The 24,250-nt window shown below is 70.1% G+C and carries 22 protein-coding genes and 1 tRNA gene; 5 read left to right on the top strand and 18 right to left on the bottom strand.

Annotated features, from left to right (window positions below; genetic code table 11):
* Positions 1 to 54: 54 nt before the first annotated feature.
* The 14 genes from OG927_RS22665 to OG927_RS22600 form a co-directional block, all read right to left on the bottom strand.
* Complete coding sequence (locus OG927_RS22665) at positions 55 to 696, bottom strand: arsenate reductase/protein-tyrosine-phosphatase family protein (protein WP_056794336.1); 642 nt, start codon at positions 694 to 696, stop codon at positions 55 to 57.
* The gene (locus tag OG927_RS22660) at positions 693 to 1,340 is read right to left on the bottom strand and encodes an L-threonylcarbamoyladenylate synthase (protein ID WP_056794333.1); all 648 of its coding nucleotides are present in this window, start codon (positions 1,338 to 1,340) and stop codon (positions 693 to 695) included. The genes OG927_RS22665 and OG927_RS22660 overlap by 4 nt, the downstream gene beginning before the upstream one ends.
* A gap of 67 nt (positions 1,341 to 1,407) precedes the next feature.
* The gene (gene prmC / locus OG927_RS22655) at positions 1,408 to 2,253 is read right to left on the bottom strand and encodes a peptide chain release factor N(5)-glutamine methyltransferase (RefSeq protein WP_056794331.1); all 846 of its coding nucleotides are present in this window, start codon (positions 2,251 to 2,253) and stop codon (positions 1,408 to 1,410) included.
* Between the two features lie 49 nt (positions 2,254 to 2,302).
* Positions 2,303 to 3,379 (bottom strand): peptide chain release factor 1, encoded by a 1,077-nt coding sequence (gene prfA / locus OG927_RS22650; protein WP_056794329.1) that lies wholly within the window; start codon positions 3,377 to 3,379, stop codon positions 2,303 to 2,305.
* Positions 3,380 to 3,533: 154 nt separating this feature from the next.
* A complete protein-coding gene (gene rpmE, locus OG927_RS22645; RefSeq protein WP_056794327.1) occupies positions 3,534 to 3,758 on the bottom strand; it encodes a 50S ribosomal protein L31 in 225 nt (74 codons plus the stop codon).
* A gap of 269 nt (positions 3,759 to 4,027) precedes the next feature.
* Positions 4,028 to 5,131: an LCP family protein gene (locus OG927_RS22640; RefSeq protein WP_209469722.1), complete on the bottom strand. Its 1,104-nt coding sequence runs from the start codon at positions 5,129 to 5,131 to the stop codon at positions 4,028 to 4,030.
* A gap of 182 nt (positions 5,132 to 5,313) precedes the next feature.
* Positions 5,314 to 7,029, bottom strand: coding sequence for a trypsin-like serine protease (locus OG927_RS22635; protein WP_056794323.1), 1,716 nt, complete (start codon positions 7,027 to 7,029; stop codon positions 5,314 to 5,316).
* A gap of 162 nt (positions 7,030 to 7,191) precedes the next feature.
* Complete coding sequence (rho, locus tag OG927_RS22630; protein WP_056794825.1) at positions 7,192 to 9,294, bottom strand: transcription termination factor Rho; 2,103 nt, start codon at positions 9,292 to 9,294, stop codon at positions 7,192 to 7,194.
* A gap of 388 nt (positions 9,295 to 9,682) precedes the next feature.
* Positions 9,683 to 10,600, bottom strand: a complete 918-nt coding sequence (gene thrB / locus OG927_RS22625) for a homoserine kinase (protein WP_056794321.1) — start codon at positions 10,598 to 10,600, stop codon at positions 9,683 to 9,685.
* Positions 10,601 to 10,896: 296 nt separating this feature from the next.
* Complete coding sequence (thrC, locus tag OG927_RS22620) at positions 10,897 to 11,967, bottom strand: threonine synthase (RefSeq protein ID WP_056794319.1); 1,071 nt, start codon at positions 11,965 to 11,967, stop codon at positions 10,897 to 10,899.
* 6 nt (positions 11,968 to 11,973) lie between these two features.
* Positions 11,974 to 13,329: a homoserine dehydrogenase gene (locus tag OG927_RS22615; RefSeq protein WP_199862792.1), complete on the bottom strand. Its 1,356-nt coding sequence runs from the start codon at positions 13,327 to 13,329 to the stop codon at positions 11,974 to 11,976.
* Positions 13,330 to 13,424: 95 nt separating this feature from the next.
* The gene (lysA, locus tag OG927_RS22610; RefSeq protein WP_056794316.1) at positions 13,425 to 14,816 is read right to left on the bottom strand and encodes a diaminopimelate decarboxylase; all 1,392 of its coding nucleotides are present in this window, start codon (positions 14,814 to 14,816) and stop codon (positions 13,425 to 13,427) included.
* Between the two features lie 20 nt (positions 14,817 to 14,836).
* Complete coding sequence (gene nrtL / locus OG927_RS22605; protein WP_124281174.1) at positions 14,837 to 15,901, bottom strand: ArgS-related anticodon-binding protein NrtL; 1,065 nt, start codon at positions 15,899 to 15,901, stop codon at positions 14,837 to 14,839.
* Positions 15,902 to 15,990: 89 nt separating this feature from the next.
* Positions 15,991 to 16,473, bottom strand: a complete 483-nt coding sequence (locus OG927_RS22600; protein ID WP_079099475.1) for a response regulator — start codon at positions 16,471 to 16,473, stop codon at positions 15,991 to 15,993.
* A 172-nt stretch (positions 16,474 to 16,645) separates the two neighbouring features.
* On the opposite strand from OG927_RS22600, the gene OG927_RS22595 reads away from it, so the two are divergent.
* The 3 genes from OG927_RS22595 (at position 16,646) to OG927_RS22585 (ending at position 19,203) form a co-directional block, all read left to right on the top strand.
* A tRNA-Arg gene (locus tag OG927_RS22595) sits at positions 16,646 to 16,717 on the top strand.
* 205 nt (positions 16,718 to 16,922) lie between these two features.
* The gene (locus OG927_RS22590; RefSeq protein ID WP_056794308.1) at positions 16,923 to 17,528 is read left to right on the top strand and encodes a TetR/AcrR family transcriptional regulator; all 606 of its coding nucleotides are present in this window, start codon (positions 16,923 to 16,925) and stop codon (positions 17,526 to 17,528) included.
* Positions 17,529 to 17,592: 64 nt separating this feature from the next.
* Positions 17,593 to 19,203, top strand: a complete 1,611-nt coding sequence (locus tag OG927_RS22585; protein WP_056794306.1) for an MDR family MFS transporter — start codon at positions 17,593 to 17,595, stop codon at positions 19,201 to 19,203.
* Between the two features lie 116 nt (positions 19,204 to 19,319).
* Here the strand turns inward: OG927_RS22585 and OG927_RS22580 are convergent, their stop codons facing one another.
* Positions 19,320 to 19,694, bottom strand: a complete 375-nt coding sequence (locus OG927_RS22580; protein ID WP_056794304.1) for a type II toxin-antitoxin system VapC family toxin — start codon at positions 19,692 to 19,694, stop codon at positions 19,320 to 19,322.
* Positions 19,695 to 19,947: 253 nt separating this feature from the next.
* On the bottom strand, positions 19,948 to 20,634 hold the full coding sequence (locus tag OG927_RS22575; RefSeq protein ID WP_330320691.1) for an ATP-binding protein: 687 nt from the start codon (positions 20,632 to 20,634) through the stop codon (positions 19,948 to 19,950).
* 188 nt (positions 20,635 to 20,822) lie between these two features.
* On the opposite strand from OG927_RS22575, the gene OG927_RS22570 reads away from it, so the two are divergent.
* Positions 20,823 to 21,695, top strand: coding sequence for a helix-turn-helix domain-containing protein (locus tag OG927_RS22570; RefSeq protein ID WP_330320690.1), 873 nt, complete (start codon positions 20,823 to 20,825; stop codon positions 21,693 to 21,695).
* Positions 21,692 to 21,895 (top strand): DUF397 domain-containing protein, encoded by a 204-nt coding sequence (locus OG927_RS22565; RefSeq protein WP_209469728.1) that lies wholly within the window; start codon positions 21,692 to 21,694, stop codon positions 21,893 to 21,895. The genes OG927_RS22570 and OG927_RS22565 overlap by 4 nt, the downstream gene beginning before the upstream one ends.
* Before the next feature lie 568 nt (positions 21,896 to 22,463).
* Here the strand turns inward: OG927_RS22565 and OG927_RS22560 are convergent.
* A complete protein-coding gene (locus OG927_RS22560; RefSeq protein ID WP_056794294.1) occupies positions 22,464 to 23,195 on the bottom strand; it encodes a DUF7873 family protein in 732 nt (243 codons plus the stop codon).
* A gap of 104 nt (positions 23,196 to 23,299) precedes the next feature.
* A complete protein-coding gene (locus OG927_RS22555) occupies positions 23,300 to 23,962 on the bottom strand; it encodes a formylglycine-generating enzyme family protein (RefSeq protein WP_124281659.1) in 663 nt (220 codons plus the stop codon).
* Positions 23,963 to 24,250: the final 288 nt, after the last annotated feature.

Genomic DNA, 24,250 nt, shown 5'->3' with positions numbered 1-24,250 from the left:
GCCGTGCGGCCCCGTACGCCGGTCGGCGCACGGGGCCGGCCGGTGCGGACGGTGTCAGTGCGGGTCGCGTACGCCCGTCAGCGCCGTGACGACCGGGTCGAGTGCCTGGTTGATCTCGTCGCCGATGGAGCGGAAGAAGGTGATCGGGGCGCCGTACGGGTCGTAGACCTCGTCCGCCTCGGCGGTGGGAGCCAGCAGCCAGCCCCGCAGGGCCGCCGCGGCGCGCACCAGTGTGCGGGCGCGTTCGACGACGCCCTCCTCACGGGCGTCGGGCAGCGTGGCGGGGTCGATCGCCCGGACGAGCCGGGTGAACTCCTTCAGCGTGAAGGTCCGCAGTCCCGCCGAGTGGCCCATCGAGATCACCTGGGCGCGGTGGTCCCGGGTGGCGGTGAGGACCAGGTCCGCACGGATGACGTGCTCGTCGAGCAGTTCCCGGCCGACGAAGCCGGTGGCGTCGGCGCCGAAGTCCGCGAGGACGACCTCCGCGTTGGCCTCCATGGGTGCGCCCTCGTGCCCCCAGGTGCCCGCGCTCTCCACGATCACGCCGCGGCTGAGCGGGTCGCCGAGGCGGTCCACCAGGGCATGGCGGGTCAGCCGCTCGGTGATGGGCGAGCGGCAGACGTTGCCGGTGCTGACGTGGAGGATGCGGAAAGTGTCGTGCTGCCCCGCTATGCCACGCCCCTCAGGGGCGGTCAATTGGCCACCTCGAGGTCGGGTACCACCTTGCGGAGGTCCTCGACCGAGAGGGCGCCGGCCCGCAGCAGCACCGGGACCGTGCCGGTGACGTCGACGATGGAGGACGGGACGATGCCCGGGGTCGGTCCGCCGTCGAGGTAGACGGAGACCGAGTCTCCGAGCATCTCCTGGGCGGCGTCGCAGTCCTCGGGTGAGGGGTGTCCCGAGAGGTTGGCACTGGAGACGGCCATCGGGCCGACCTCCGTGAGGAGCTCGATGGCGACCGGGTGCAGGGGCATGCGGATGGCGACGGTGCCCCGGGTGTCGCCGAGGTCCCACTGCAGCGAGGGCTGGTGCTTGGCGACGAGCGTGAGGGCGCCCGGCCAGAAGGCGTCGACGAGCTCCCAGGCCTGCTCCGAGAAGTCGGTGACCAGGCCGTGCAGGGTGTTCGGGGAGCCGATGAGGACGGGGGTCGGCATGTTCCGGCCGCGGCCCTTGGCGTCGAGCAGATCGGTGACGCCCTCGGTGCTGAAGGCGTCCGCACCGATCCCGTACACGGTGTCGGTGGGCAGCACGACCAGTTCGCCGCGGCGGACGGCGGACGCGGCTTCACGCAGGCCGGTCGTACGGTCGGTCGCGTCGTTGCAGTCGTATCGCCGTGCCATCAGCCGGCCTCCTGGGACATGTACGGGTATGACGGGCGGGGGTCGTGCGGTTCCGGTGTCCCGGTGGTCACGGCATGGCCTTGCGGGCCGTCGCGAACCGGGGCCGGTTGTTCAGGTCGGGGTGGTCGGCCGCGTCGGCCCAGCCCCGCTCCTCGGTGAAGATCCACGGCACCTGCCCGCCCTGGGTGTCGGCGTGCTCGATGACGACGAGCCCGCCGGGCCGCAACAGGCGGTGCGCGGTGCGTTCGATGCCCCGGATCGTGTCGAGGCCGTCCTCGCCCGAGAACAGCGCCATCTGCGGGTCGTGGTCGCGGGCCTCGGGTGCGACGTACTCCCACTCGGTGAGCGGGATGTACGGCGGGTTGGAGATCACCAGGTCGACCTGGCCGTCGAGCTCGGGAAGGGCGCTCAGCGCGTCTCCTCGGTGGACGGTGACCCTGGAGCCCTCGGCGTTCTTCCGGGTCCACCGCAGGGCGTCCTCGGACAGCTCCACGCCGTGCACGCGCGAGCGCGGCACCTCCTGGGCCATGGCGAGGGCGATGGCGCCGGACCCGGTGCAGAGGTCGACGATCAGTGGTTCGACGACGTCCATCGCGCGGACGGCGTCTATCGCCCAGCCGACGACCGACTCGGTCTCCGGGCGGGGCACGAAGACGCCGGGGCCGACCTGGAGCTCCAGGTAGCGGAAGAAGGCGCGTCCGGTGATGTGCTGGAGCGGCTCGCGGGCCTCACGCCGGGCGATCGTCTCCCAGTAGCGGGCGTCGAAGTCGGCGTCCGGCACATGGTGCAGTTCGCCCCGCTTGACGCCGTGCACGAACGCGGCGAGTTCCTCGGCGTCGAATCGCGGTGAGGGGACACCGGCGTCGGCCAGCCGCTGGGTGGCCTGGGCCACCTCGGCGAGCAGCAGGTTCATCGCGGTTCTCCGTACAGGTTACGAGCGGGGCGGGGCGGATCGTGGCGGCTTACGCGGCGGCAAGCTTGGCGGCGGAGTCGGCGTCCACGCAGGCCTGGATGACGGCGTCGAGGTCGCCGTCGAGCACCTGGTCCAAGTTGTACGCCTTGAAGCCGACGCGGTGGTCCGAGATCCGGTTTTCCGGGAAGTTGTACGTGCGGATCTTCTCGGAACGGTCGACGGTGCGGACCTGGCTGCGGCGGACGTCGGAGGCTTCCTGCTCGGCGGCCTCCTGGGCGGCTGCCAGCAGCCGGGACCGCAGGATGCGCATGGCCTGCTCCTTGTTCTGGAGCTGGCTCTTCTCGTTCTGGCAGGAGGCGACGACGCCGGTCGGCAGGTGCGTGATGCGCACGGCGGAGTCGGTGGTGTTGACGGACTGGCCGCCGGGTCCCGAGGAGCGGTACACGTCGATGCGCAGGTCGTTGGCGTGGATCTCGACTTCGACCTCCTCCGCCTCGGGCGTGACGAGCACGCCGGCGGCGGAGGTGTGGATGCGGCCCTGGGACTCGGTGGAGGGCACGCGCTGCACACGGTGCACGCCGCCCTCGTACTTCATCCGCGCCCAGACGCCCTGGCCAGGCTCGGTGGCGCCGTTGCCGCCCTTGGTCTTCACGGCGACCTGGACGTCCTTGTAGCCGCCGAGCTCGGACTCGGTGGAGTCGATGATCTCGGTCTTCCAGCCGACGCGCTCGGCGTAGCGCAGGTACATGCGCAGCAGGTCACCGGCGAACAGGGCGGACTCGTCGCCGCCCGCGCCCGCCTTGATCTCCAGGAGCACGTCCTTGTCGTCACTGGGGTCGCGCGGGACCAGCAGGAGCCGGAGCTTCTCGGTGATCTCCTCGCGCTGCTTCTCCAGGACCTTGACCTCGGCGGCGAAGTCCGGGTCGTCCGCGGCGAATTCGCGGGCGGTGCCGATGTCGTCACCGGTCCGCTTCCAGGACCGGTACGTGGAGACGATCGGGGTCAGCTCCGCGTAGCGCTTGTTGAGCTTGCGCGCGTTGGCCTGGTCGGCGTGGACCGACGGGTCGGCGAGCTTCTTCTCGAGATCGGCGTGTTCGCCGATCAGTTCCTCGACCGCCTCGAACATCGGGGGCTCCTGGTTCCGTGCGTGATACGTCTGCGGGCCTGCTGGACGACGTGCAGCCGGTACGTGCCCCGGTGGGCACCCGGCCGCACAGCCGGAAAAAACGCCGGCCCCGACGCCCCCGCAAGAGGGCGCCGGGAACCGGCGCAGTGGCTCGCTACTTGCTGGCGGAGCCTGCGGCCTTGCCGAAGCGGGCCTCGAAGCGGGCCACACGGCCACCGGTGTCGAGGATCTTCTGCTTGCCCGTGTAGAACGGGTGGCACTCGGAGCAGACGTCGGCGCGGATCGCGCCGCCCTCAAGGGTGCTCCGGGTGGTGAACGACGCACCGCAGGTGCAGCTGACCTGCGTCTCGACGTACTGGGGGTGAATCTCGCGCTTCAAGGTGTCTCCTAGTTTCGGGAGGGCTCCGGGTCGCACGCGCGGATTGCGCGTCCGTGAACCGGGGCCGACGTACCAGTCTGCCAGGACCGGCCGTATCTCCCAAAACGAGAGGTGGGCCGCGGGTATTCCCGCACGGTACGGGGAACGCTTCGCGTCCGTACGGTGACGGAAGGTGCGGCTACCGCGGCCGCGGGGTGCCGCTCACCACGGACGGAAGGTGCCGGTGCCGCGCGCCGGACGGGGCGGCCACCGCATGCCGGAAGGTGCCGTCACCGCACGACCTCGCCCGCCTCGCCCTTGTCGCCGGCCGACTTCGCGGTGGCGGACGCCGGAATCGGCTTGTCCTGCTTGAGCGCCGCCCAGACCTCCCGGCCGGCCTCCTCCTGGGGCAGCACCCGGTTGGGGTCGGCGGGGTCGTACTCCACGGGCAGCGTGACCATGTCCACGCCCGACGAACCGAGGCCCTTGAGACCGTTCGCGAAGGCGGTGAGCTTCTTGACGGACGCCAGTTCGGAGTCGGTGGTGACGGACTTGGTGGCGGTGTCGGCCAGCCCGAAGAGCGTCTTGGGGTTCGAGAACACCCCGACGCTCTTCGCCTGGTCCATCAGCGCCTTCACGAACGCCTGCTGGAGCTGGATCCTGCCCAGGTCACTGCCGTCGCCGACGCTCTTGCGGGTGCGGACGAGGCCGAGCGACTGCTCCCCGCCGAGGGTGTGGGTGCCCGGCTTCAGATGCAGGTGGCTCTTGGGGTCGTCGATCGCCTGCGCGGTGGTGATCTCCACACCGCCGAGCTCGTCGACGACCTTGGTGAACCCCGTGAAGTCGACCTCGACGTAGTGGTCCATGCGGATACCGGACATCGCCTCGACGGTCTTCACCGCGCAGGCGGGGCCGCCGACCTCGTACGCCGTGTTGAACATGGCCCGCCGTTCCGCGCCGACCTGTTCGCCGGTGGTGTCGCTCGTGCAGGCGGGGCGGTCGACGAGGGTGTCGCGGGGGACGGAGACCACGCTCGCGGACGTGTGGCCCTTGTCGACGTGCACGATCATCGCGGTGTCCGAGCGGGCCGCGCCCTCGTCGACGCCGTAGGCGGAATTGGCGCCGGAGCGGGAGTCCGAGCCGAGCACCAGGACGTCCTGCGAGCCGTTGTCGACGTCGTCGGGGCGTTCCGTGCCCAGGGCTGCGTTGATGTCGACGGCCTTGAGGTTTCCGTTGAGCGTGACGTAGGCGTAACCGAGCCCGGATCCTCCGGCGACGACCACCGCGGCGGCGGTCCACAGGGCCGCGGTCTTCATCCGGCGGCCTGTCGAGGGCTTCCTGCGGCGGCTGCCGGTGCCACGTATGCGGCCGGTGCTCCTGCTCTGTCCGCTCATGCGTCTCCCTCGTCCGTTCCTCGCTGGTACCCCCTGCCGTGGCGCCCGCACGGTCCGGCGTCGTGCGGGGGGACGCCGGAGCAGCGAGAAGCGTTGCACAACGTGCTGTGGCCCCCGTCCGGGGACGGGGGCCACAGCGAAGGTGGGCGGTGGTCCGGTTCACCCGGCGCTCACCTGGGGTTTCAGCCGATGGTGTAGTAGCTGTTCCAGCCGGTTCCGAGCTTCACCTGTGTGGCGAAGATCTCGGACGTGCCCTGGCCCGTGCCCTTGAGGAGGTACAGGTCGCCCGTGGTGGAACGCGCCACGAGGTCGGACTTGGCATCGCCGTTCACGTCACCCGGCGTGACCAGGAGGTTGTAGGAGGACCAGTTGCTCCTGACCTTGACCGGGGTCTCGAACGGGGCGGTGGACTTGCCGGTGCCCTTGGCGAGGTAGAGGTCGTCGGTGCCGCCGCGACGAAGAAGCAGGTCGTTCTTGCCGTCGTAGGTGAAGTCGCCGTGGCCGCGGACCTGGTTGTAGACCTGGTATCCGGTGGCCGCCTTGACCGCGGTGTTGAACTTCCCGTTGCCGTAGCTCGGGTACACCATCAGGTCGCCGGTCGAGGTGACAGCCAGGATGTCGCCCTTGCCGTCGTTGTTGACGTCACCCGGGGCGACGATGGCCCGCACGGTCTTCCAGCCGCTGAAGATCTTCGTCTTCGCGTACGTCGAGCTGCTCGCCGAGCGGTGCAGCCAGTAGACGTCGCCCGTGGAGCTCTGGCGGGCGACGAGGTCCTCGTAACCGTCACGGTTGAGGTCCGTCTGGATGATCAGGTTGTACGCGCTGTACGAGCCCGCGAAGGCCTTGCGCGCGGCGAGCGCCTCACCGGTGGAGTTCATGGTGTAGCCCGTCGCCCCGGTGGTGCGGGCGAAGAGGTCGGCGCGGTGGTCGCGGCTGAAACTGGTGTCGTCGATCCGCGGCTGGATCGAGCGGTAGTACGTCGCGACCTTGGTGTAGGCGTCGTACGTGCCCTGGATGTTGCAGGCCTCGAAGTCGCTGGCCGGCCCCCAGGAGGTGATGCCGATGACCCGGCCGCTGACGAACATCGGGCTGCCCGAGTCGCCGGGGCAGGTCGCCTTGCCCGTGGTGTCGTTGCCGGTGCCGCCGATGCCCGCGCAGATCATGTGACCGGGCTTGTAGGCGCCCGGGACGTTGACCGCGGTGTCGAGGTTCTCCGAGCACTCGGCGTCCGAGCGCAGCGGCTGCTCCAGGCGCAGGAGGGTGTCCGACAGCGGGGAGAAGTCCCAGTCGGAACCCGTCATGCCCCAGCCGTACGTGGTGGCCACGGTGCCCGGCTGGTAGCGGGCGGTGTCGCCGTACGAGGCGGGCTGGGCCGGCGTGTAGGACAGCGGCTTGGAAAGCGTCAGCAGGGCGATGTCGTTGTCGATCGCATCCGCGTTGTACGTGCCCGCGAAATAGGAGCGGGTGATTCCGACGGCGGTTCCCTCGTCATTGGGACCGCCCGCGAGCTTGGCGGTGCCGGCGAGCACCATTCCACGCCCGACCATGTCGAGTGCTTTGCCGTTCTCGTCGGTGACGCAGTGCGCCGCCGTCATCACCTTGTTGGGGGCTACGAGCGTGCCGCCGCAGGTGAAGTAGAAAAGGCCGTCGTTGTCGTACTCGAACAGGAGCTGCACCATCCAGGGAGCGCTACTGAACGAGGTGTTGGTGCCGCCGATTATCTTCGGCGACATGTTCTTCGGGCTGACCACCTTGGCGCCCTTGGGCGGCAGGAACTGCTCGCCACGGTCATCGGCCTGGGCGGTGGCCGTCAGGCCGCCCCCCAGAAGTGCCAGCGCGGCGACCCCGGCAGCGAGGTATCTGCTGAGTCTTCCTACCGGTATGCCACGACGCGACATGCGCACACAAGTCTCCCGTTGTCCAAAGCTTTTCGGAATGTGGTGCCGTATGTGGGGGGAGAGTGACGGCGAGTTGAATGGTACATGCAGAAATCCGCCCCGTCACCGAAGTAACGAGGCGGATTCCAGAGACGGTTGAACTGTCCCGGTTCAGGCGTTCAGTCAGTCATTCCCATTGCCGCTGCCGGGAGTCGTCTTCTGGATCTGAAGCAGGAACTCCGCATTCGACTGCGTCTTCTTCATGCGGTCCAGGAGCAGTTCGATGGCCTGCTGCTGGTCGAGTGCGTGAAGCACCCGGCGCAGCTTCCAGGTGACGGCCAATTCATCGGTGCCGAGGAGGATTTCTTCCTTACGGGTGCTGGACGCGTCGACGTCCACCGCCGGGAAGATCCGCTTGTCCGAGAGCTTCCGGTCGAGCTTGAGCTCCATGTTGCCGGTGCCCTTGAACTCCTCGAAGATCACCTCGTCCATGCGCGAACCGGTCTCGACGAGCGCGGTCGCCAGGATGGTCAGCGAGCCGCCGTCCTCGATGTTGCGCGCGGCACCGAAGAAGCGCTTCGGCGGGTACAGCGCGGTCGAGTCGACACCACCGGACAGGATGCGGCCGGAGGCCGGCGCCGCCAGGTTGTACGCACGGCCCAGACGGGTGATCGAGTCCAGCAGGACGACCACGTCGTGACCCAGCTCCACGAGGCGCTTCGCGCGCTCGATGGCGAGCTCGGCGACCGTGGTGTGGTCCTCGGCGGGACGGTCGAAGGTCGAGGAGATGACCTCGCCCTTCACCGACCGCTGCATGTCGGTGACCTCTTCCGGACGCTCGTCGACCAGGACGACCATCAGGTGGCACTCGGGGCTGTTGACCGTGATCGCGTTGGCGATGGCCTGCAGGATCATGGTCTTACCGGTCTTCGGCGGGGCCACGATCAGGCCTCGCTGGCCCTTGCCGATCGGGGCGACCAGGTCGATGATCCGGGTGGTCAGGACGTTGGAGTCGGTCTCCAGACGGAGCCTGTCCTGCGGGTACAGCGGGGTCAGCTTCTGGAACTCGGGGCGGCCGCGGCCGGACTCCGGCGCCATGCCGTTCACCGAGTCGAGGCGGACCAGCGCGTTGAACTTCTCGCGGCGCTCGCCGTCCTTGGGCTGGCGCACCGCACCGGTGACGTGGTCACCCTTGCGCAGGCCGTTCTTGCGGACCTGGGCGAGCGAGACGTACACGTCGTTCGGTCCCGGCAGGTAGCCGGAGGTCCGGATGAACGCGTAGTTGTCGAGGATGTCGAGAATGCCCGCGACGGGGATCAGGACATCGTCGTCGGCCACCTGGACGTCGGTCGCGAAGTCGTCGCGGCCACGACGGCCACGGCGGTCGCGGTAGCGGCCCCGACGGCCGCGACGGCCGCCCTCGTCGTCGTAACCGTCGTCGTGCTGGCCGCCCTGCGGGCCCTGGCTCTGGCCCTGGCCACCGCCCTGCTGGCCCTGACCCTGCCCCTGGCTCTGACCCTGCCCCTGGCCGCCGCCCTGCTGGCCCTGACGGCGTCCGCCGCCCTGCTGGCCCTGGTCGTCGCCCTTGCCGCGCCGGTCGCGCTGGCGGTCACGGCGGTCACCGCGGTCCTGGCGGTCACCGCGGTCGCCGCGCTGACGGTCCTGGCGGTCACCGCGACGGCCCTCGGCGGTGTCGGCGGCGGACTCCGCCTTCGCGTCGCCCTTGGCCTCGCTCTTCGTCTCGCCGCGCTCCTCGGCGCGGTCCTGACGGGCCTCGGCCTGCGGCTCGGACTTCGCCTCGGTCTTGGTGTCGGGGCTGCCCGCCTGCGCGGTCGCACGGCGGCGACGCCGCTCGACCTGAGGCTGGTCGTCGCTGGCCGGCTGGCCGGGAATGTCGATCTGCTGCTGGGCCGCGGCCTTCTCGGCGGGCTCGGCGGCGGACTCGTCCCCGGTGCGCGTCTTGGACGTGGCACGCCTCTTGGGCTTGCTCTCGGCGTCCGTACCGGCGGGGGCCGCGGCAGCCTTGGAGGAGGCCTTGGGCGCGGAGGATCCTCCGGCCTGCGCCTCCTTGATGACCTCGATCAGCTGGCTCTTGCGCATCCGCGCAGTCCCCCTGATGCCGAGGCCGGACGCGACCTGCTGCAGCTCGGCCAGGACCATGCCCTCGAGGCCGGTGCCGGAGCGGCGGCGCCGTGCGGTGGTGCCAGTGGCAGCACCTTCGGCGGACGCGGAGCTGTCGACGCTCTTGTCGGCAGTCACGCCCATCAGATCGGTGGTGTCGCTCACGAAGGGTCCTTCCCTGGAGCGGACGTCGGCCTTCTGGCTCGGCGACCGGTTGTGCTGTCCGACTGCGGTCTGTTGATCGTGTCGATCGCGGACCGTGCCGGGGCGGTGGTCCGCCGGGTACGGCGGAGAGACGAATGTGCGGGGTTCCGGCGCGAGATCCCCCTGCTCGGCCCACTCCTGGACGAGCAAGAGGGTGTCGTGCCGGTTCCGGAGCGTGCTCGAAAGCTCAGGCAGGCTGCTCAGGCAGTCGGGGAGGCTCCCGGAAGAGTGGTGGTCCCGAAGGGGGACACGAAGCAACGCGCCACAAAGACGTCGATTGCTGACTTGAGGTTAACACTACCGGCTCCAACAAACATTCCCCCTCTCGAGCACCGGCAATCACGTGCGACTACGCGGCGAGCGGCAGCACGCTCGCCCCCGCGGCGTCGAGGGCGAGCCGGTTCGCGGCCCATCCCTCGCCCGCCAGCCGGGCGACCTTGTCGGCCGAACCCTCATCGGTCAGTGCGAGCACCGTGGGCCCCGCGCCGGAGATGACGGCGGGGACGCCGTCGGCGCGCAGCCGGGCCACCAGCTCCACGCTCTGCGGCATCGCCGGCCCCCGGTACTCCTGGTGGATCCGGTCCTCGGTGGCGGCGAGCAGCAGCTCGGGACGCCTGGTCAGGGCCTCCACGAGGAGGGCCGCACGACCGGCGTTGGCCGCGGCGTCCACATGGGGGACGCTGCGCGGCAGCAGACCGCGGGCGGTCTCGGTGAGCACCGGCGTCGCCGGCACGAAGACCACCGGAACGACGGAATCGGCGGCGTCCATCCTGATCGCCCGCGCCGCTCCGCCGTCCATCCAGGCGAGCGTGAAACCGCCGAGGAGGCAGGCCGCGACGTTGTCGGGGTGGCCTTCGATCTCGGTGGCCAGCTCCAGCAGGGCGGCGTCATCGAGACGGGCCTCGCCCCCCGTCGTCACGGCGCGGGCCGCGACGATCCCGGCGCAGATGGCCGCGGAGGAGGAGCCGAGACCGCGACCGTGCGGAATCCGGTTGGCACAGACGATCTCCAGGCCGTGGGGCTGTCCGCCGAGCAGGTCGAAGGCCGTGCGCAGGGAGCGCACGAGCAGGTGGCTCTCGTCGCGGGGCAGCGTCTCGGCGCCCTCACCCGCGATGTCGATGTGCAGCCCGGAGTCGGCGACGCGGACGACGATGTCGTCGTAGAGCCCCAGGGACAGGCCGAGGGCGTCGAAACCCGGGCCCAGATTGGCACTGGTTGCGGGGACGCGCACCCGGACGGCGGCGGCTCGGAACGCGGGACCGGCCATCGGTTGGACGACTCTTCCTGTACGGCGGCGGGGATGTTGTGCGAGGTGGTGCGACATGCGTGGGGGTGCCGTTGTGCCGGGATCGGGGGACCCGGCAGTCACTACGGCGACTGCTCCGCGGCCTGTGCGGCGGGGCGGGTTGTGTACAGCTTATCGAAGGAAGGTTCCGTGGCGACATAGGGCGCACAGGAGGCGCACGATGCGTGTCGCATCCGGCCCATGCGCTCTCCGCCCCGGAAGGGGCGAACGGACCGCTCCGCCGCCCGGCGGTGCCGGGCGGCGGAGCGGCGCGGCCTCTACGCGAGGCCCAGCTTCTCCGCCGCGGTGGCGGCGTCGACGGGGACCGTGACGGGCTGCGGCGCACCCGCGACGGCCCAGTCGGGGTCCTTGAGGCCGTTGCCGGTGACGGTGCAGACGATCTTCTGGCCGCGGTCGAGCCTGCCGTCTTCGGCGGCCTTGAGGAGACCGGCCACGGAGGCGGCCGAGGCGGGCTCGACGAACACGCCCTCCTGGGAGGCCAACAGCCGATAGGCGGACAGGATCTGGCGGTCCGTCACCTCATCGATGAAGCCACCCGACTCGTCCCGGGCGTCCAGCGCGAACTGCCAGGACGCCGGGTTCCCGATGCGGATCGCGGTGGCGATGGTGGCCGGGTCCTTGACGATCTCGCCGCGCACGATGGGCGCGGAGCCGGAGGCCTGGAAGCCCCACATGCGCGGGCTGTGGGTGGACAGCCCGTCCACCGCGTACTCCTTGTAGCCCTTCCAGTAGGCCGTGATGTTGCCCGCGTTGCCGACCGGGAGGACGTGGATGTCGGGGGCGTCGCCGAGCGCGTCGACGATCTCGAACGCGGCGGTCTTCTGGCCCTCGATCCGGACCGGGTTGACCGAATTGACCAGCGCCACCGGGTAGTTGTCCGAGAGGCTGCGGGCCAGGGTCAGGCAGTCGTCGAAGTTGCCGTCGACCTGGAGGATCTTCGCTCCGTGGACGAGTGCCTGCCCCATCTTGCCGAGCGCGATCTTGCCCTGCGGGACGAGGACGGCGCAGACCATGCCGGCCCGCACCGCGTACGCGGCGGCGGAGGCGGAGGTGTTGCCCGTGGAGGCGCAGATGACGGCCTGCGCGCCCTCCTCCTTGGCCCGGGTGATCGCCATCGTCATGCCGCGGTCCTTGAACGAACCGGTGGGGTTGGCGCCCTCGACCTTGAGGTGCACCTCGCAGCCCGTGCGCTCGGAGAGGACCTGCGCCGGGACGAGCGGCGTGCCACCCTCACGGAGTGTGACGACGGGCGTGGTGCTCGTGACCGGAAGACGGTCCCGGTACTCCTCGATGATGCCGCGCCACTGGTGGGTGCCCTTGCTGGTCATGGGTCCTTACTCCCCTTCAACACGCATGATGCTGGCGACACCGCGCACGGTGTCCAGCTTGCGCAGCGCTTCGACGGTCCCGGAGAGGGCGGCGTCGGGCGCGCGGTGGGTGACGACGACGAGGGATGCCTCGCCGTCTCCGCCCACACGTCGCCCGCCGCCACCCTGCTCGATGGCAACTTCGTCGCCGCTGCTCGAATGTCGGCTCTGCTGGCGGACCGTATCGATGGATACGCCCTGTTCGGCGAAGACCGTCGCGACCTGGGCGAGCACGCCAGGCTTGTCGGCCACGTCGAGACTGATGTGGTAGCGCGTGACGACCTCGCCCATGGGGCTGACCGGCAGGCGCGTGTACGCGGACTCACCGGGTCCGGTGGTCCCGCCGATCTTGTTGCGGCAGACCGCGACCAGGTCGCCCAGGACCGCGGACGCGGTGGGGGCGCCACCGGCGCCGGGGCCGTAGAACATCAGTTGCCCGGCGGCCTCCGCCTCGACGAAGACCGCGTTGTACGCCTCGCGGACGGAGGCCAGCGGGTGGCTGAGCGGGATCATCGCGGGGTGCACGCGGGCGGTGACGGACTTGCCGTCGGCGGCACGCTCGCAGATGGCGAGCAGCTTGACCGTGCAGCCCATGCGGCGGGCGGAGGCGATGTCGGCCGCGGTGACCTCGGTGATGCCCTCGCGGTGCACCTCACCGATCTTCACCCGGGTGTGGAAGGCGATCCCCGCGAGGATGGCGGCCTTCGCGGCGGCGTCGAAGCCCTCGACGTCGGCGGTGGGGTCGGCCTCGGCGTACCCGAGCGCGGTGGCCTCGTCGAGCGCCTCCGAGTAACCGGCTCCACTCGAGTCCATCTTGTCGAGGATGAAGTTGGTCGTGCCGTTGACGATGCCGAGCACCCGGTTGACCTTGTCGCCCGCGAGGGACTCGCGCAGCGGGCGTACGAGCGGGATGGCACCGGCCACGGCCGCCTCGTAGTAGAGGTCGCGGCCGTGCTTCCCGGCGGCGGCGTGGAGGGCGGAGCCGTCCTCGGCGAGCAGTGCCTTGTTGGCCGAGACGACACTCGCGCCGTGCTCGAAGGCGGTCGTGATGAGCGTCCGGGCGGGCTCGATCCCCCCGATCACCTCGACGACGACGTCGATGTCACCCCGTTTGACCAGGGCGGTCGCGTCGGTGGTGATCAGCGCGGGGTCGATGCCCTCCCGCACCTTGGAGGGCCGGCGGACGGCGACGCCCGCGAGCTCGACCGGCGCACCGATGCGCGCGGCGAGGTCGTCGGCGTGCGTCGTCATGATGCGCGCCACCTCTGAGCCGACCACTCCACAGCCCAGCAGCGCCACCTTCAGCGGACGCGTACGCATCATCCGACCTCGTTTCTCATACTTCTGATGTGTGGACCAGTCTCACTCACCGGACGGGGGTTTCTGCCACCCGTCCGGATCCTGAGACCCTTATTTCATCAACCGACATCGAGACGCAGGAGATCTTCCTCCGTCTCGCGCCGGACGATCACCCGGGCCTGCCCGTCACGCACGGCGACGACGGGCGGGCGCAGGGCGTGGTTGTAGTTGCTCGCCATGGAGCGGCAGTAGGCGCCGGTGGCGGGCACGGCGATCAGGTCGCCGGGGGCCAGGTCGGACGGCAGGAACGCGTCCTTGACCACGATGTCCCCGCTCTCGCAGTGCTTGCCGACGACGCGTACGAGCATGGGCTCGGCGTCGGAGCTGCGCGAGACGAGGGCGACGCTGTACTCGGCGTCGTACAGCGCGGTGCGGATGTTGTCCGACATGCCGCCGTCGACGCTGACGTACGTGCGCAGGCCCTCCAGCGGCTTGATGGTGCCCACCTCGTACAGCGTGAACGCGGTGGGTCCGACGATCGCCCGGCCGGGCTCGACCGAGATGCGCGGGGTGCGCAGGCCGGCCGACTCGCACTCCCGGGTCACGATGTCGCCGAGCGCCTTGGCGATCTCGTGCGGTTCGCGGGGGTCGTCCGCGGAGGTGTACGCGATCCCGAGGCCACCGCCGAGGTCGATCTCGGGGAGCTCGACGCCATGCTCGTCGCGGACCTCGGCGAGCAGCTGCACCACGCGCCGGGCGGAGACCTCGAAGCCGGCCATGTCGAAGATCTGCGAACCGATGTGCGAGTGGATGCCGACCAGTTCGAGGCCGTCCAGGGTGAGCGCCCTGCGGACCGCCTCGGCGGCCTGTCCGTCGGCCAGCGCGATGCCGAACTTCTGGTCCTCGTGCGCGGTCGCGATGAACTCGTGGGTGTGCGCCTCGACGCCCACGGTGACGCGGATCTGCACGCGCTGGCGCTTTCCGCGTTGCTGGGCGATGTGCGCGACGCGGACGATCTCCTGGAAGGAGTCGAGCACGATCCGGCCGACGCCCACGTCGACGGCCCGCTCGATCTCGGCGACCGTCTTGTTGTTGCCGTGGAAGGCGATGCGCTCGGCGGGCATTCCCGCGTCCAGCGCGGTGGTGAGCTCACCGCCGGAGCAGACGTCGAGGTTCAGCCCTTCTTCCTGGAGCCAGCGCACGACGGCGCGCGACAGGAAGGCCTTGCCTGCGTAGAAGACGTCGGCGTCCCGCCCGAAGGCGTCGGCCCAGGCGCGGCAGCGGGCCCGGAAGTCGCTCTCGTCGAGGAAGTACGCCGGGGTGCCGAACTCCTCGGCCAGCCGGGCGACTTCGATCCCGCCGACGGTGAGCGCACCGTCCGCGTCCCGGGAGACGGTACGGGACCACACCTTCTCGTCCAGCACGTTCAGGTCGGGCGCCGGGGCGCTGTAGTGGCCCTCGGGGAGGACATCGGCGTAACGGGGCCCGGCGGGGTGTGCGGATCGGCTCATGGTTCTGTTCTCTCAGGTTCTCAGAGGTGTTCGGGCGCACTGATGCCGAGCAGGGACAGGCCGCCTGCCAGCACCGTCCCGGCGGCTTCGGCAAGGGCCAGCCGGGAGCGGTGGGCGGCCGAGGGTTTCTCGTCGCCGGCGGGCAGCGGCCCAGTGGCGTCGAGGAGGTCGAAGAAGGCGTCGGCCACCGTCTCGAGGTGCCTCGCGAGCCGGTCGGGTGCCTGGTGACGGGCCGCCGCGGCGAGGACGCCGGGGTGGTCGGCGAGCGCGGCGTGCAGTGCGGGCGCGTCGACGGGGTGCTCGTACGCGCCGGTGAGACCGAGCCGCGCTCCCTCCCGGGTGAGCGCGCGGGCGCGTGCGTGGGCGTAGCGGACGAGGAAGAGGGCGTTGCCCTCACCCTGGACGAGGAGTTCGTCACCGAGGGCGGCGCGGTCGTGCCCGGCGGGCCTCAGCAGACCCCACCGGGCGGCGTCGGCGCCCAGCCGCTCCAGCAGTTCGCCCGCCGTGGCTCCGGCAGGGACGGGCCGGGTCTCGGTCACCGGAACGGAGGGCGGCCCGGACGCGTCGACGGTGACACCCAGACGCACCCAGTCGGGGTCGGGCTCCTCCGCACAGCTGGTGCGCACCGGGGCGCCCTGGGACCGCAGCAGTCGCTCCACCGAGTCGGCCGTCACGGCGGCCCGGACCTCGCGACGGTGGTGGAGCTGGTGGGGCCGGCCGGGGGACGCGGGTGCCCAGCCGTACCGGAGCCCTTGCTCCAGCACCTCGCGCACGAGCGCGGTGTGGGCGGCCGCGTCGGCCGAGGCGTCGAGGTGGAAGTTCAGGAATCCGGGCCCGGTGATCTCGACCCGGCCGATCCCGGGCTCACTCATGACCCGCTCCCGGAGGATCGCGGCCACGCCTCGCGCCGGGATCCCGGCGGGGCCCGCCAACTGCAGGGCGACGGCGCAGGCGTAGTCGCCGCTGCCGCCGGGCCGTGTCCGCTCCACTCGCACGCGCGCGGGCACGGGCGCGCGCAGAGCGTCCTCGTCGACCGCGCGGCGCACAGCGTGCAGCACGGTTCGGGAGAGATCTGCGGGGGTCACGGGACCAGCGTATGGGAGAAAGGGGGGCACTTCGCGACCCTGTTTCGCCATGCGGTCATCCGTACGGGCCGTGCGGTGGGTGGCGTCGGTCACCCGGCCGTGCTTCCGGCCCTCCCGGCGCCGTGTCTGCCGTCGAGCGACGGCGGGTCCTCCCTGCGCATCAGCCGGTGGACGATCCGCACCAGTTCGCTCGGCTCGAACGGCTTGGCCAGGAACGCGTCGACCCCTGCGGCCACCCCGGAATCCACCTCGTACGGTGTGCAGGCACTGACGACGGCGACGGGCAGGTCGCAGGTCCTCGGGTCGGCGCGGAGCCGGATCGCGGTCTGGATCCCGTCGAGCCGGGGCATCACGACGTCGAGCGTGATGACGTCCGGGCAGACCTGGTGCACCAGGTCCAGGCACTCGGCACCGTCGGCCGCGGTCACGACCTCGAAGCCCTCCAGCTCGAGATTGACCCTGATCAGCTGCCGGATGACCTTGTTGTCATCGACAACAAGCACGCGGCCGTTCGCCCCTGACACCCTTCGAGGGTAGGTCGGCCGGAGGGGCCGCGTCCGGCTTTCGCACACTTCCGACCCCGGGGGCCGGCCGGCGGCCACCCGGAACGGACTCGGCGCCCGGTTCTCCGCGGGGCTGCCCGACCGCCCCGGACCGGGGGCCCTGCCGCGTGAAATACCCGTTCCCGGACACCCCGTCGGAGCTGGTAGGGTTTCACTCGTCGCCGCCAAGTGCGGCGACAACGCCCCCGTAGCTCAGGGGATAGAGCATCGGCCTCCGGAGCCGGGTGCGCAGGTTCGAATCCTGCCGGGGGCACTTCGCAGGAAGTGCCGAAAGGCCTTCTGACCAACATCACGTTGGACAGAAGGCCTTTTCCATGCCCCCGACCCGCTGACCAGCGTCACTGGGTGTTTACAGACAGCCAAACCTGACATTTCGAGCCGATTCCTGCCCGCAGCCTCCCAACGGCACCCCAGCAAACGTTTTGCACGGTGCGCAAAATTGCATAGTATGCATCTTCATGAGTTCCGACGACGCGCCCCTCGGGCTGCGTGAACGCAAGAAGCGCGCGACGCGCGACGCCCTCGCGGACGTCGCGCTGCGCTTCGCCGCGGAGCGCGGGATGGAGGGTGTGACCGTGGAAGCGGTCACCGATGAGGTCGGCGTCTCCGTGCGTACCTTCTTCAACTACTTCTCGTGCCTGGAGGACGCGATCACCCGTCCCGACCAGGGCAGCGCCGAGCGGATGCGGCAGGCGGTGCTCAACGCGCCGCAGGAGCTCTCGGCGCTCAACGCCCTGCGCGAGGCCATCGGTCAGGAGCTCGCCCACATCGACCAGGACCACGAACGCTGGGAACTACAGACGGCCGCGCTCCGGAAGAGCCCGTCGCTGATGAACGGATTCGTGACCGCCCGGTGCGCGGACGAACGCGCGCTGGTGGCCGTCCTGGCCGAGCGTCTCGGCAAGGACCCCGACTCCGACCTCTCCCCCCGGCTCCTCGCACACGTGTCGAACGCCGCCGTGCGTGCCTCCGTGGAGCTCTGGGTGGCCTCCGGGCGCACCCGCACGTTCCAGAGCATCTACCGGCAGGCCTTCGCCATGTTGGCTGCCGGCCTGAGCGACTGAAGCAGATCCGAGGCCCCCGACGGGGCCCCTTCACCTTTCACCAGAGAATGAGGAACGTCAGCCGATGTCCGCTGCCGTCACACCCGAGACCGGTCCCCCCGGTGCGTTCGAAGCGGCCCCACCGGCCATGACGCGCCGCCAGATACTCCAGGCGATGTCCGGCCTCATGGCCGGCATGTTCGTGGCCATCCTGGCCTCCACCGTCGTCGCCAACGCCCTTCCCAGGATCATCTCCGACCTGAACGGGAGCCAGTCGGCCTACACCTGGGTCGTCACGTCGGAGCTCCTGGCGATGACGGCCACCGTCCCGATCTGGGGCAAGCTGTCCGACCTGTACGACAAGAAGCTGCTCATCCAGCTCTCGCTCGCGATGTTCGTCGTGGGCTCGCTCGTCGCCGGATTCTCCGAGAACGTCACCGTGCTCATCATCAGCCGGGTGCTCCAGGGCATCGGTGCGGGCGGTCTCACCGCACTCGCCCAGGTCGTGATGGCCTCGATCATCCCGCCGCGTGAACTCGGGCGCTACAGCGGCATCTTCGGAGCCGTCTTCGCCGTCGGCACCGTCGCCGGGCCCCTCATCGGCGGTGTCCTCGTCGACACCTCCTGGCTGGGCTGGCGCTGGTGCTTCTTCATCGGCGTGCCGTTCGCCCTGCTGGCGATCGTGCTGCTCCAGCTGACGCTGAAGCTGCCCACGGTCCGCAGGGAAGTGAAGATCGACTACGTGGGTGCCGTCCTCATCATGAGCGGTGTCAGCGCACTGCTGCTGTGGGTGACCCTGGCGGGCAACCAGTTCGACTGGCTGTCGTGGCAGACCGCCGCCCTGGTCGGCGCCGGTGTGATCCTGCTGGTCGCCGCGGTCCTGGTCGAGGCCAGGGTCGAGGAGCCGATGATCCCGCTGGACATCTTCCGCAACCGCACCGTCGCGCTGACGACGGTGGCGAGCATGCTGGTCGGCGTGGCCATGTTCGGCGGCACGGTCTTCCTCTCGCAGTACTTCCAGACCTCGCTCGGCAAGTCGCCGACCGCCGCCGGTCTGATGAGCCTGCCGATGATCCTCGGTCTGATGCTCTCCACGACCATCGCCGGGCAGATCATCTCCTCCCGGGGCAAGTGGAAGGGCTTCCTGATCGCCGGTGGCATCACCATGACGGCGGGCATGTGCCTGCTGTCCACGATCAGCGCGGACTCCTCGTTCGGGGTGCTCAGCGTCTACATGCTGGTCCTCGGCGTCGGCGTCGGCATGCTGATGCAGAACCTGGTGCTGGCGGCCCAGAACGACGTACCGGCGTCGGAACTCGGCGCCGCGACGTCGGTCCTGTCGTTCTTCCGCAGCCTCGGCGGCGCGATCGGTACGAGCGCCCTGGGCGCCGTGCTCGCCCACCGGGTCTCCAGCGAGATGGAGAAGGGCCTGCCCGGCTCGACGGGCAGCGGGGGCGCCGGGCACAGCGTGCCCGACCTCACCACCCTTCCCGCACCGGTCCGGGAGGTCGTCGAGCAGGCGTACGGGGTCGCGACCGCCGACGTCTTCCTGATCGGAGCGCCTTTCGCGTTCCTGGCGCTGATCGCGGTGCTGTTCATCAAGGAGAAGCCGCTCAAGACGCAGAGCGGCCTGGAACGGCTCGCGGAGGAGAACGCCGCCGCGGCCAAGGCAGCGGCCACCGCTCCGACGCACTGATCCCCCGCCCGCAAGGGCCCGTCCGTCCACCGCGCGGTGGACGGACGGGCCCTTCCGCTGCGCAAGGCGGCCCGTCGGGTGCTCGCCCCCGGCGCCCGGACGGCCGCCGTCCGGGGTCAGGCCCGCATGACAGGCACGTCGTACTGAGGAATCCAGGCGTTCCGGGTGACCAGGACCAGGTGCTCGGCCTGCGCCTGCGCGACGAGCATCCGGTCGAAGGGATCGGTGTGCAGCATGGGCAGCCGCCCCGCCCGCACCCCGTGGGCGGCGGTGACCGGCACACTGGTGAAGGGCAGGTCACGCACCTGCTCGGCCAGGTCGCCCGGCCCCTCGAACGCGCCGAGGAACTGCTTGACGGTGATCTCCCACGGAGACACCGCGCTGACATGGACGGCGGGTTCGGTGTCGATCAGGCCCTTGACGCGGTCGGTCAGTTGCGGGTCGTCGGCCATCCACCACAGGACGACGCGGGTATCGAGCAGATACGTCATCACCGCACCCCGAACGCCTCGGCGATGCCGCCGCGCGGGTCGTCGAAGGTCGCGGGGAGACGAATCCGCCCGCGAAGCGCACCACGGCCCGGCCGGCACACCGGTCTCATCGGCGGCACCTCCGGTACGGGCACACCCGCCCTGCTGATCACGACCAGGGAGCCGCCGACCACCTGCGTCAACGTGCCGGAGAACCTGGGCCCGGCAACCTCCGCACGGCACCGGCGATGGCGGAGCCTTCCCCACAGCCACCTCATGACGAGCTCACCGGACCCGCCACGGAACGGACCCGCGCCTCCGTGGCGCGCGAGGCACTCGATCCGCCGGTCCGCACCGTCACCGCCTCTCCTGCTTGCAGCCGCAGGGCAGGGCCCTCCTCCAGGCCGATGACGACGAAGAGCCCTCCCGAGGCGTACCGCTCACTCCGCACACCGCAGACCGTTCGCCAGGCTCCGTCGACTCGTACGCTCTGGCCGGCCCGGACGGTCACCGCCGCCACGTCGGCTTCGCCCGGCCCGGGGACGACGCCCGGGGCCAGCAGCTCCGCCCACACCGTCTTACCGATACCGCCCCGCCGCTCGTCCACCCCCCAGCGGTGCGCCAGGGCTTCCACGAGCACCAGCCCACGCCCGGCCGTATCCAGCGCACCGACCCTTCGCACCACGGGTCGCCCCTCCCCCGCGTCACTCACCTCCAGCCGCAGCAGCCCGCCCCGCTCCCTGCACTCGATGCGTACGCCCACCATCCGATCGTCGGACGCGGGAGCGCGCAGCGCGTTGGTCACGAGCTCGGACAGCACCACCTCGCCCGCTTCGGCCAGCGCTTGGCCTGCCCGCCACTCGCCGAGCCTGGCCCGGAGAGCTGCCCGCGCTCTCGCAACACTGCTGCGACTGCGTACCAGCCGGAAGCCGAATTCGGGGTAGGCGGAGGGCTCTGCCATGACGCTCCTTGAAAATTCGCGAGTGCAGGGGCTCGGGCACCTCACGCCGGTGACGTTCAGTGCCCTGACCACTACAGACTGCATGCGCATCTCGTATTGGCGCAACGTTGAATGGGTTCCTGTCTCTCAATTCATCCCTTCGTGCGTTTCGGAGACGCGATGCCTTGGCCGCTGATAGGGAGGGCTTCATGCCATCCGTTAAGCCATCCACCGTCCTCGGGCGCCAACTCGGCGACGAACTACGCCGATTCCGCGAGCAAGCGGGGTTGTCCACAGCAGAGGCGGCCGATGTCCTCGACTGCACGAAGGGCAAGATCAGCCGCATTGAAAACGGCCACGTACCTGTTCGCACGCCCGACCTCATCGCCCTGATGCACGCTTACGGGGTTGCCGATCCGGACGCCCGCGAGCGGCTGGCGTCGCTTGCTCGCACGGCCAACAGGCGCCGACGCGAAGGCTGGTGGCATCAGTACGGCTCGGTGCTCGCAGACACCTATCGCGACTACATCGAGATGGAAACGATCTGCGACAGCATCAGGACATACCAGGTTCAGCTGGTTCCCGGGCTGCTCCAGACACCGGAGTACGGGAGAGCGGTGACCGTCGCTTCCCGGGCATGGCAAACACCGGAGGAGATCGAACAGTTCGTGCAAGTTCGACTGGCCAGGCAGGAACGTCTGACCGGTGCCGACCCGCTGGAACTCTGGGCAGTCCTCGCAGAAGGCGTCCTGCACCAGCAGGTCGGTGGCCGTTCCGTGATGCGTGCCCAGCTGGACCACCTGGCCAGTCTCGCCGAACGCCCCAATGTCACCGTCCAGGTGCTGCCGTTCTCCCGCGGCGCGCATCCGGGTATGTTCGGTCCGTACCTACTGTTGAGCTTTCCGCGGGTGTCAGCGCTCGATCTCGTACTGACTGAGACTCCAACTGGCAACATCTGGATGGAGCGGGAGTCCGAAGTCTCGCGATACCGCGATCTCTTCGACGACGCTCGCACCTCAGCGTTGCCGCCGACGGACTCACTCAGCCTGATCCGACGCATCGCCAAGGAGTACAGACCATGAGCCAGGAACGCTGCGTGCCTCCGGACCTCGCCAACGCCACCTGGCGGACGAGCAGTTACAGCGGGGGGCAGGGCGAGTGCGTCGAGGTCGCCCCCAACCTCCCCCGCCTCGTCCCCGTACGCGACAGCAAGCGTCCCGCCGGCCCCGTCCTCGCCTTCGGTCACGGCGCCTGGCGTGCGTTCGTCGGCGAGCTGGGCTGACCCCGGACGGTCACGCTCACCAGGCGGTCCCGGCCCGGACCGGAGTCACCCGCCCGCGCCGGACGGTCAGGGCGCGAAGGTGAACGGACCCGGGCCGTGAGCGGGCGGGAAGCGCACCGCGGACGTGGCGGAGCCCGGGAGTCGTATCCAGCTCCCGGGCCCCTGGGGATGCCACCCAATTGCGCGTGCCAGCGCCGTTTAAGAGTGCGGATCAGTCGTCAGACCGTCGCGTTCTTCCCTTGAACTACCGCACCACGGAGAGGTGCAGGCCGGATTCGAACCAGCATTCAACGGTGTTCGTCCGTACTCGGTCGATCTGGCAGTCGGTGGCGATACTGAAGCTTGAGCGAGAGTCTGAGTGTGATCGCGGTTGCCTCTGCCATGTTGGGCCACCCCGGCCAGTGGTGCCGGGGGAAGGACTCGAACCTTCACCTGTGCCGCGTCTTCAGGCTGAACGTCAGTTTCAGTCTGCGCTCGTCACCCGGACCGGTCCTCAACCGACCGAGCGATGTCACGCACCCCCACGACATCGCGTGGGGGCGACTTGGGATGCTACCCGCGTCGGGTACTAGCCGAACAGGTAGCCGAACACCGCGCCGCCGACCCGCTGGTCGGTGACCTCGGCACCGTTGGCCTCCTCGCGGGCGAACTTGACCGCGTGCTGCAGCTTCTCGACCCGCTCCAGCAGCTCGTTCACCCGCTTCGCCGGAAGCGCTCCGGAGAACTTCACGGTCGTCCAGTACCCGATCGGGACGTCCTCGTAGTACACGTCGACCTGCGCCGGGTGCTTCTCGGTCGCCTCGGCCTTGACGTGGTTGCGGGGGACCTTCTTCGTCCGGATCGTGCGGACCGGGTCCGTCTTCCACCAGTCCGTCGACGGGTCGAGCGACCAGGACTCGGAGGCGTCGAGCACGGGGAGCTTCTTCACGAAGGTGTGCAGGTCGGTGAGCTGCTTCTCCAGGAAGAGCAGGTAGCTCACCGGCACTTCGCCGACGATCGTCCGTCCGTCGACGGTGACGTCCGCGCGGGCGGAGCAGTTGGCCCAGTCCTTGGTGGCGGTCACGTCGAACAGCCGGGTCAGCGTCGCGGACATCTCACGCAGCACGTCCTCCGCCTGGACCTGTACGCGTGTGGACTCGGGGGGCAGCTGCTCCCCCTCCTCGTCCTTCGGCTGGTACGTACGCGAGATACCGGCCAGCGGTACGGGCTTCTGCACCTTGTGGTGCGCCGCGGTGATGTCCTGGAGCGACTTGCTCTTGACACCCTTTTCCACGGCGATGATCTGGTTGAGCTTCGCCACTTCGCCCCCCTTCGGACGAGAGGAACGTACCTCAGCGGAGGTCGAACCTTCGTATGGTTTTCCCCCGGGCCGGCGCCCGCCCGCACCTCGCCCGGGCCCTCGCCTCAGTCCGACGCGGGCCGCAGCGGGCCCCGGGCCAGGCGGAGGCCCAGGTCGTCGATGGCGAAGGTGGGGTGGCTGCGGCGGCGTACGGTGGCGCCGCAGCCTCGCTCCGACTCGGCCCAGCCGCCGCCGCGGAAGATGCGGTAGGCGCCGTAGACCTCCTCGTCGTAGACGTCCCAGCACCATTCCCAGACGTTGCCCAGCATGTCGTGCAGCCCCCAGGCGTTGGGCTCCTTGGCGCCGACGTCGTGGACGCGGCCTCCCGAGTTGCCGTCGTACCAGGCGATGGCGTCGATCTCCCCGTACCGGTATCCGGTGGTGCCCGCCTTGCAGGCGTACTGCCATTCGGCCTCGGTCGGCAGGCGGTACCCGTCGGACGCCCGGTCCCAGGTCACCTCGTCGGACCGCACGTCGTGGGAGTAGGCGGGGCCCAGACCGGCCCCGGCCGAGATCCGGTTGCACAGGTCGACGGCGTCGAGCCAGCTGATGTTCGTGAGGGGCACGGCGCCGCTCGCGGCGGGTGACGGGTCGGAGCCCGTGACCGTCCGGTGAAGTCCGGCCGTGACGGGGTGCCTGCCGAGCAGGAACGGGTCGATCCGCGTCTGCCAGCGGGTGCCGCGGCGGTCGTCCCGCAGATCCACCGTGCCGCCGGGGATCCGGACCATCGAGGCGACCAGCGGGTCATCGGTGAGCGGGTGCACGCGGGGCCTCTCCGTCCGGGGCGGCGGCCGGCAGGCCGCTCGCCCGCCCACGATACGGCCGCGGCCGTGGACCGACGACGAATTCCGGCCGGTGCGACGGGGCGCGAGGGACACCGTGCCGGTCCTCCCGCCCCCCTTTGACAAAGCGGAACCTTGCTCCGTATCGTAATCGGAACAACGATCCGCTTTGGTTCCTGGCGAAGCAGGACGCTGCCGACCGTCTCACCGTCGGCCGAACAGGCCGGACGACAG

This window comes from Streptomyces clavifer, assembly GCF_036345975.1.
GTDB classification, from domain to species: domain Bacteria; phylum Actinomycetota; class Actinomycetes; order Streptomycetales; family Streptomycetaceae; genus Streptomyces; species Streptomyces clavifer.
Note: the sequence above shows the minus strand (reverse complement) of the source record. Positions and strands in the feature narration are given on the sequence as shown.

Bases quoted from the DNA above. Each gene is read 5' to 3' on its own strand.
- OG927_RS22660 (WP_056794333.1), bottom strand. From the start codon at position 1,340: ATGGCACGGCGATACGACTGCAACGACGCGACCGACCGTACGACCGGC.
- prmC (WP_056794331.1), bottom strand. From the start codon at position 2,253: ATGAACCTGCTGCTCGCCGAGGTGGCCCAGGCCACCCAGCGGCTGGCC.
- prfA (WP_056794329.1), bottom strand. From the start codon at position 3,379: ATGTTCGAGGCGGTCGAGGAACTGATCGGCGAACACGCCGATCTCGAG.
- OG927_RS22640 (WP_209469722.1), bottom strand. From the start codon at position 5,131: ATGAGCGGACAGAGCAGGAGCACCGGCCGCATACGTGGCACCGGCAGC.
- OG927_RS22635 (WP_056794323.1), bottom strand. From the start codon at position 7,029: ATGTCGCGTCGTGGCATACCGGTAGGAAGACTCAGCAGATACCTCGCT.
- thrB (WP_056794321.1), bottom strand. From the start codon at position 10,600: ATGGCCGGTCCCGCGTTCCGAGCCGCCGCCGTCCGGGTGCGCGTCCCC.
- thrC (WP_056794319.1), bottom strand. From the start codon at position 11,967: ATGACCAGCAAGGGCACCCACCAGTGGCGCGGCATCATCGAGGAGTAC.
- OG927_RS22615 (WP_199862792.1), bottom strand. From the start codon at position 13,329: ATGATGCGTACGCGTCCGCTGAAGGTGGCGCTGCTGGGCTGTGGAGTG.
- lysA (WP_056794316.1), bottom strand. From the start codon at position 14,816: ATGAGCCGATCCGCACACCCCGCCGGGCCCCGTTACGCCGATGTCCTC.
- OG927_RS22590 (WP_056794308.1), top strand. From the start codon at position 16,923: ATGAGTTCCGACGACGCGCCCCTCGGGCTGCGTGAACGCAAGAAGCGC.
- OG927_RS22585 (WP_056794306.1), top strand. From the start codon at position 17,593: ATGTCCGCTGCCGTCACACCCGAGACCGGTCCCCCCGGTGCGTTCGAA.
- OG927_RS22580 (WP_056794304.1), bottom strand. From the start codon at position 19,694: ATGACGTATCTGCTCGATACCCGCGTCGTCCTGTGGTGGATGGCCGAC.
- OG927_RS22575 (WP_330320691.1), bottom strand. From the start codon at position 20,634: ATGGCAGAGCCCTCCGCCTACCCCGAATTCGGCTTCCGGCTGGTACGC.
- OG927_RS22570 (WP_330320690.1), top strand. From the start codon at position 20,823: ATGCCATCCGTTAAGCCATCCACCGTCCTCGGGCGCCAACTCGGCGAC.
- OG927_RS22565 (WP_209469728.1), top strand. From the start codon at position 21,692: ATGAGCCAGGAACGCTGCGTGCCTCCGGACCTCGCCAACGCCACCTGG.
- OG927_RS22555 (WP_124281659.1), bottom strand. From the start codon at position 23,962: ATGGTCCGGATCCCCGGCGGCACGGTGGATCTGCGGGACGACCGCCGC.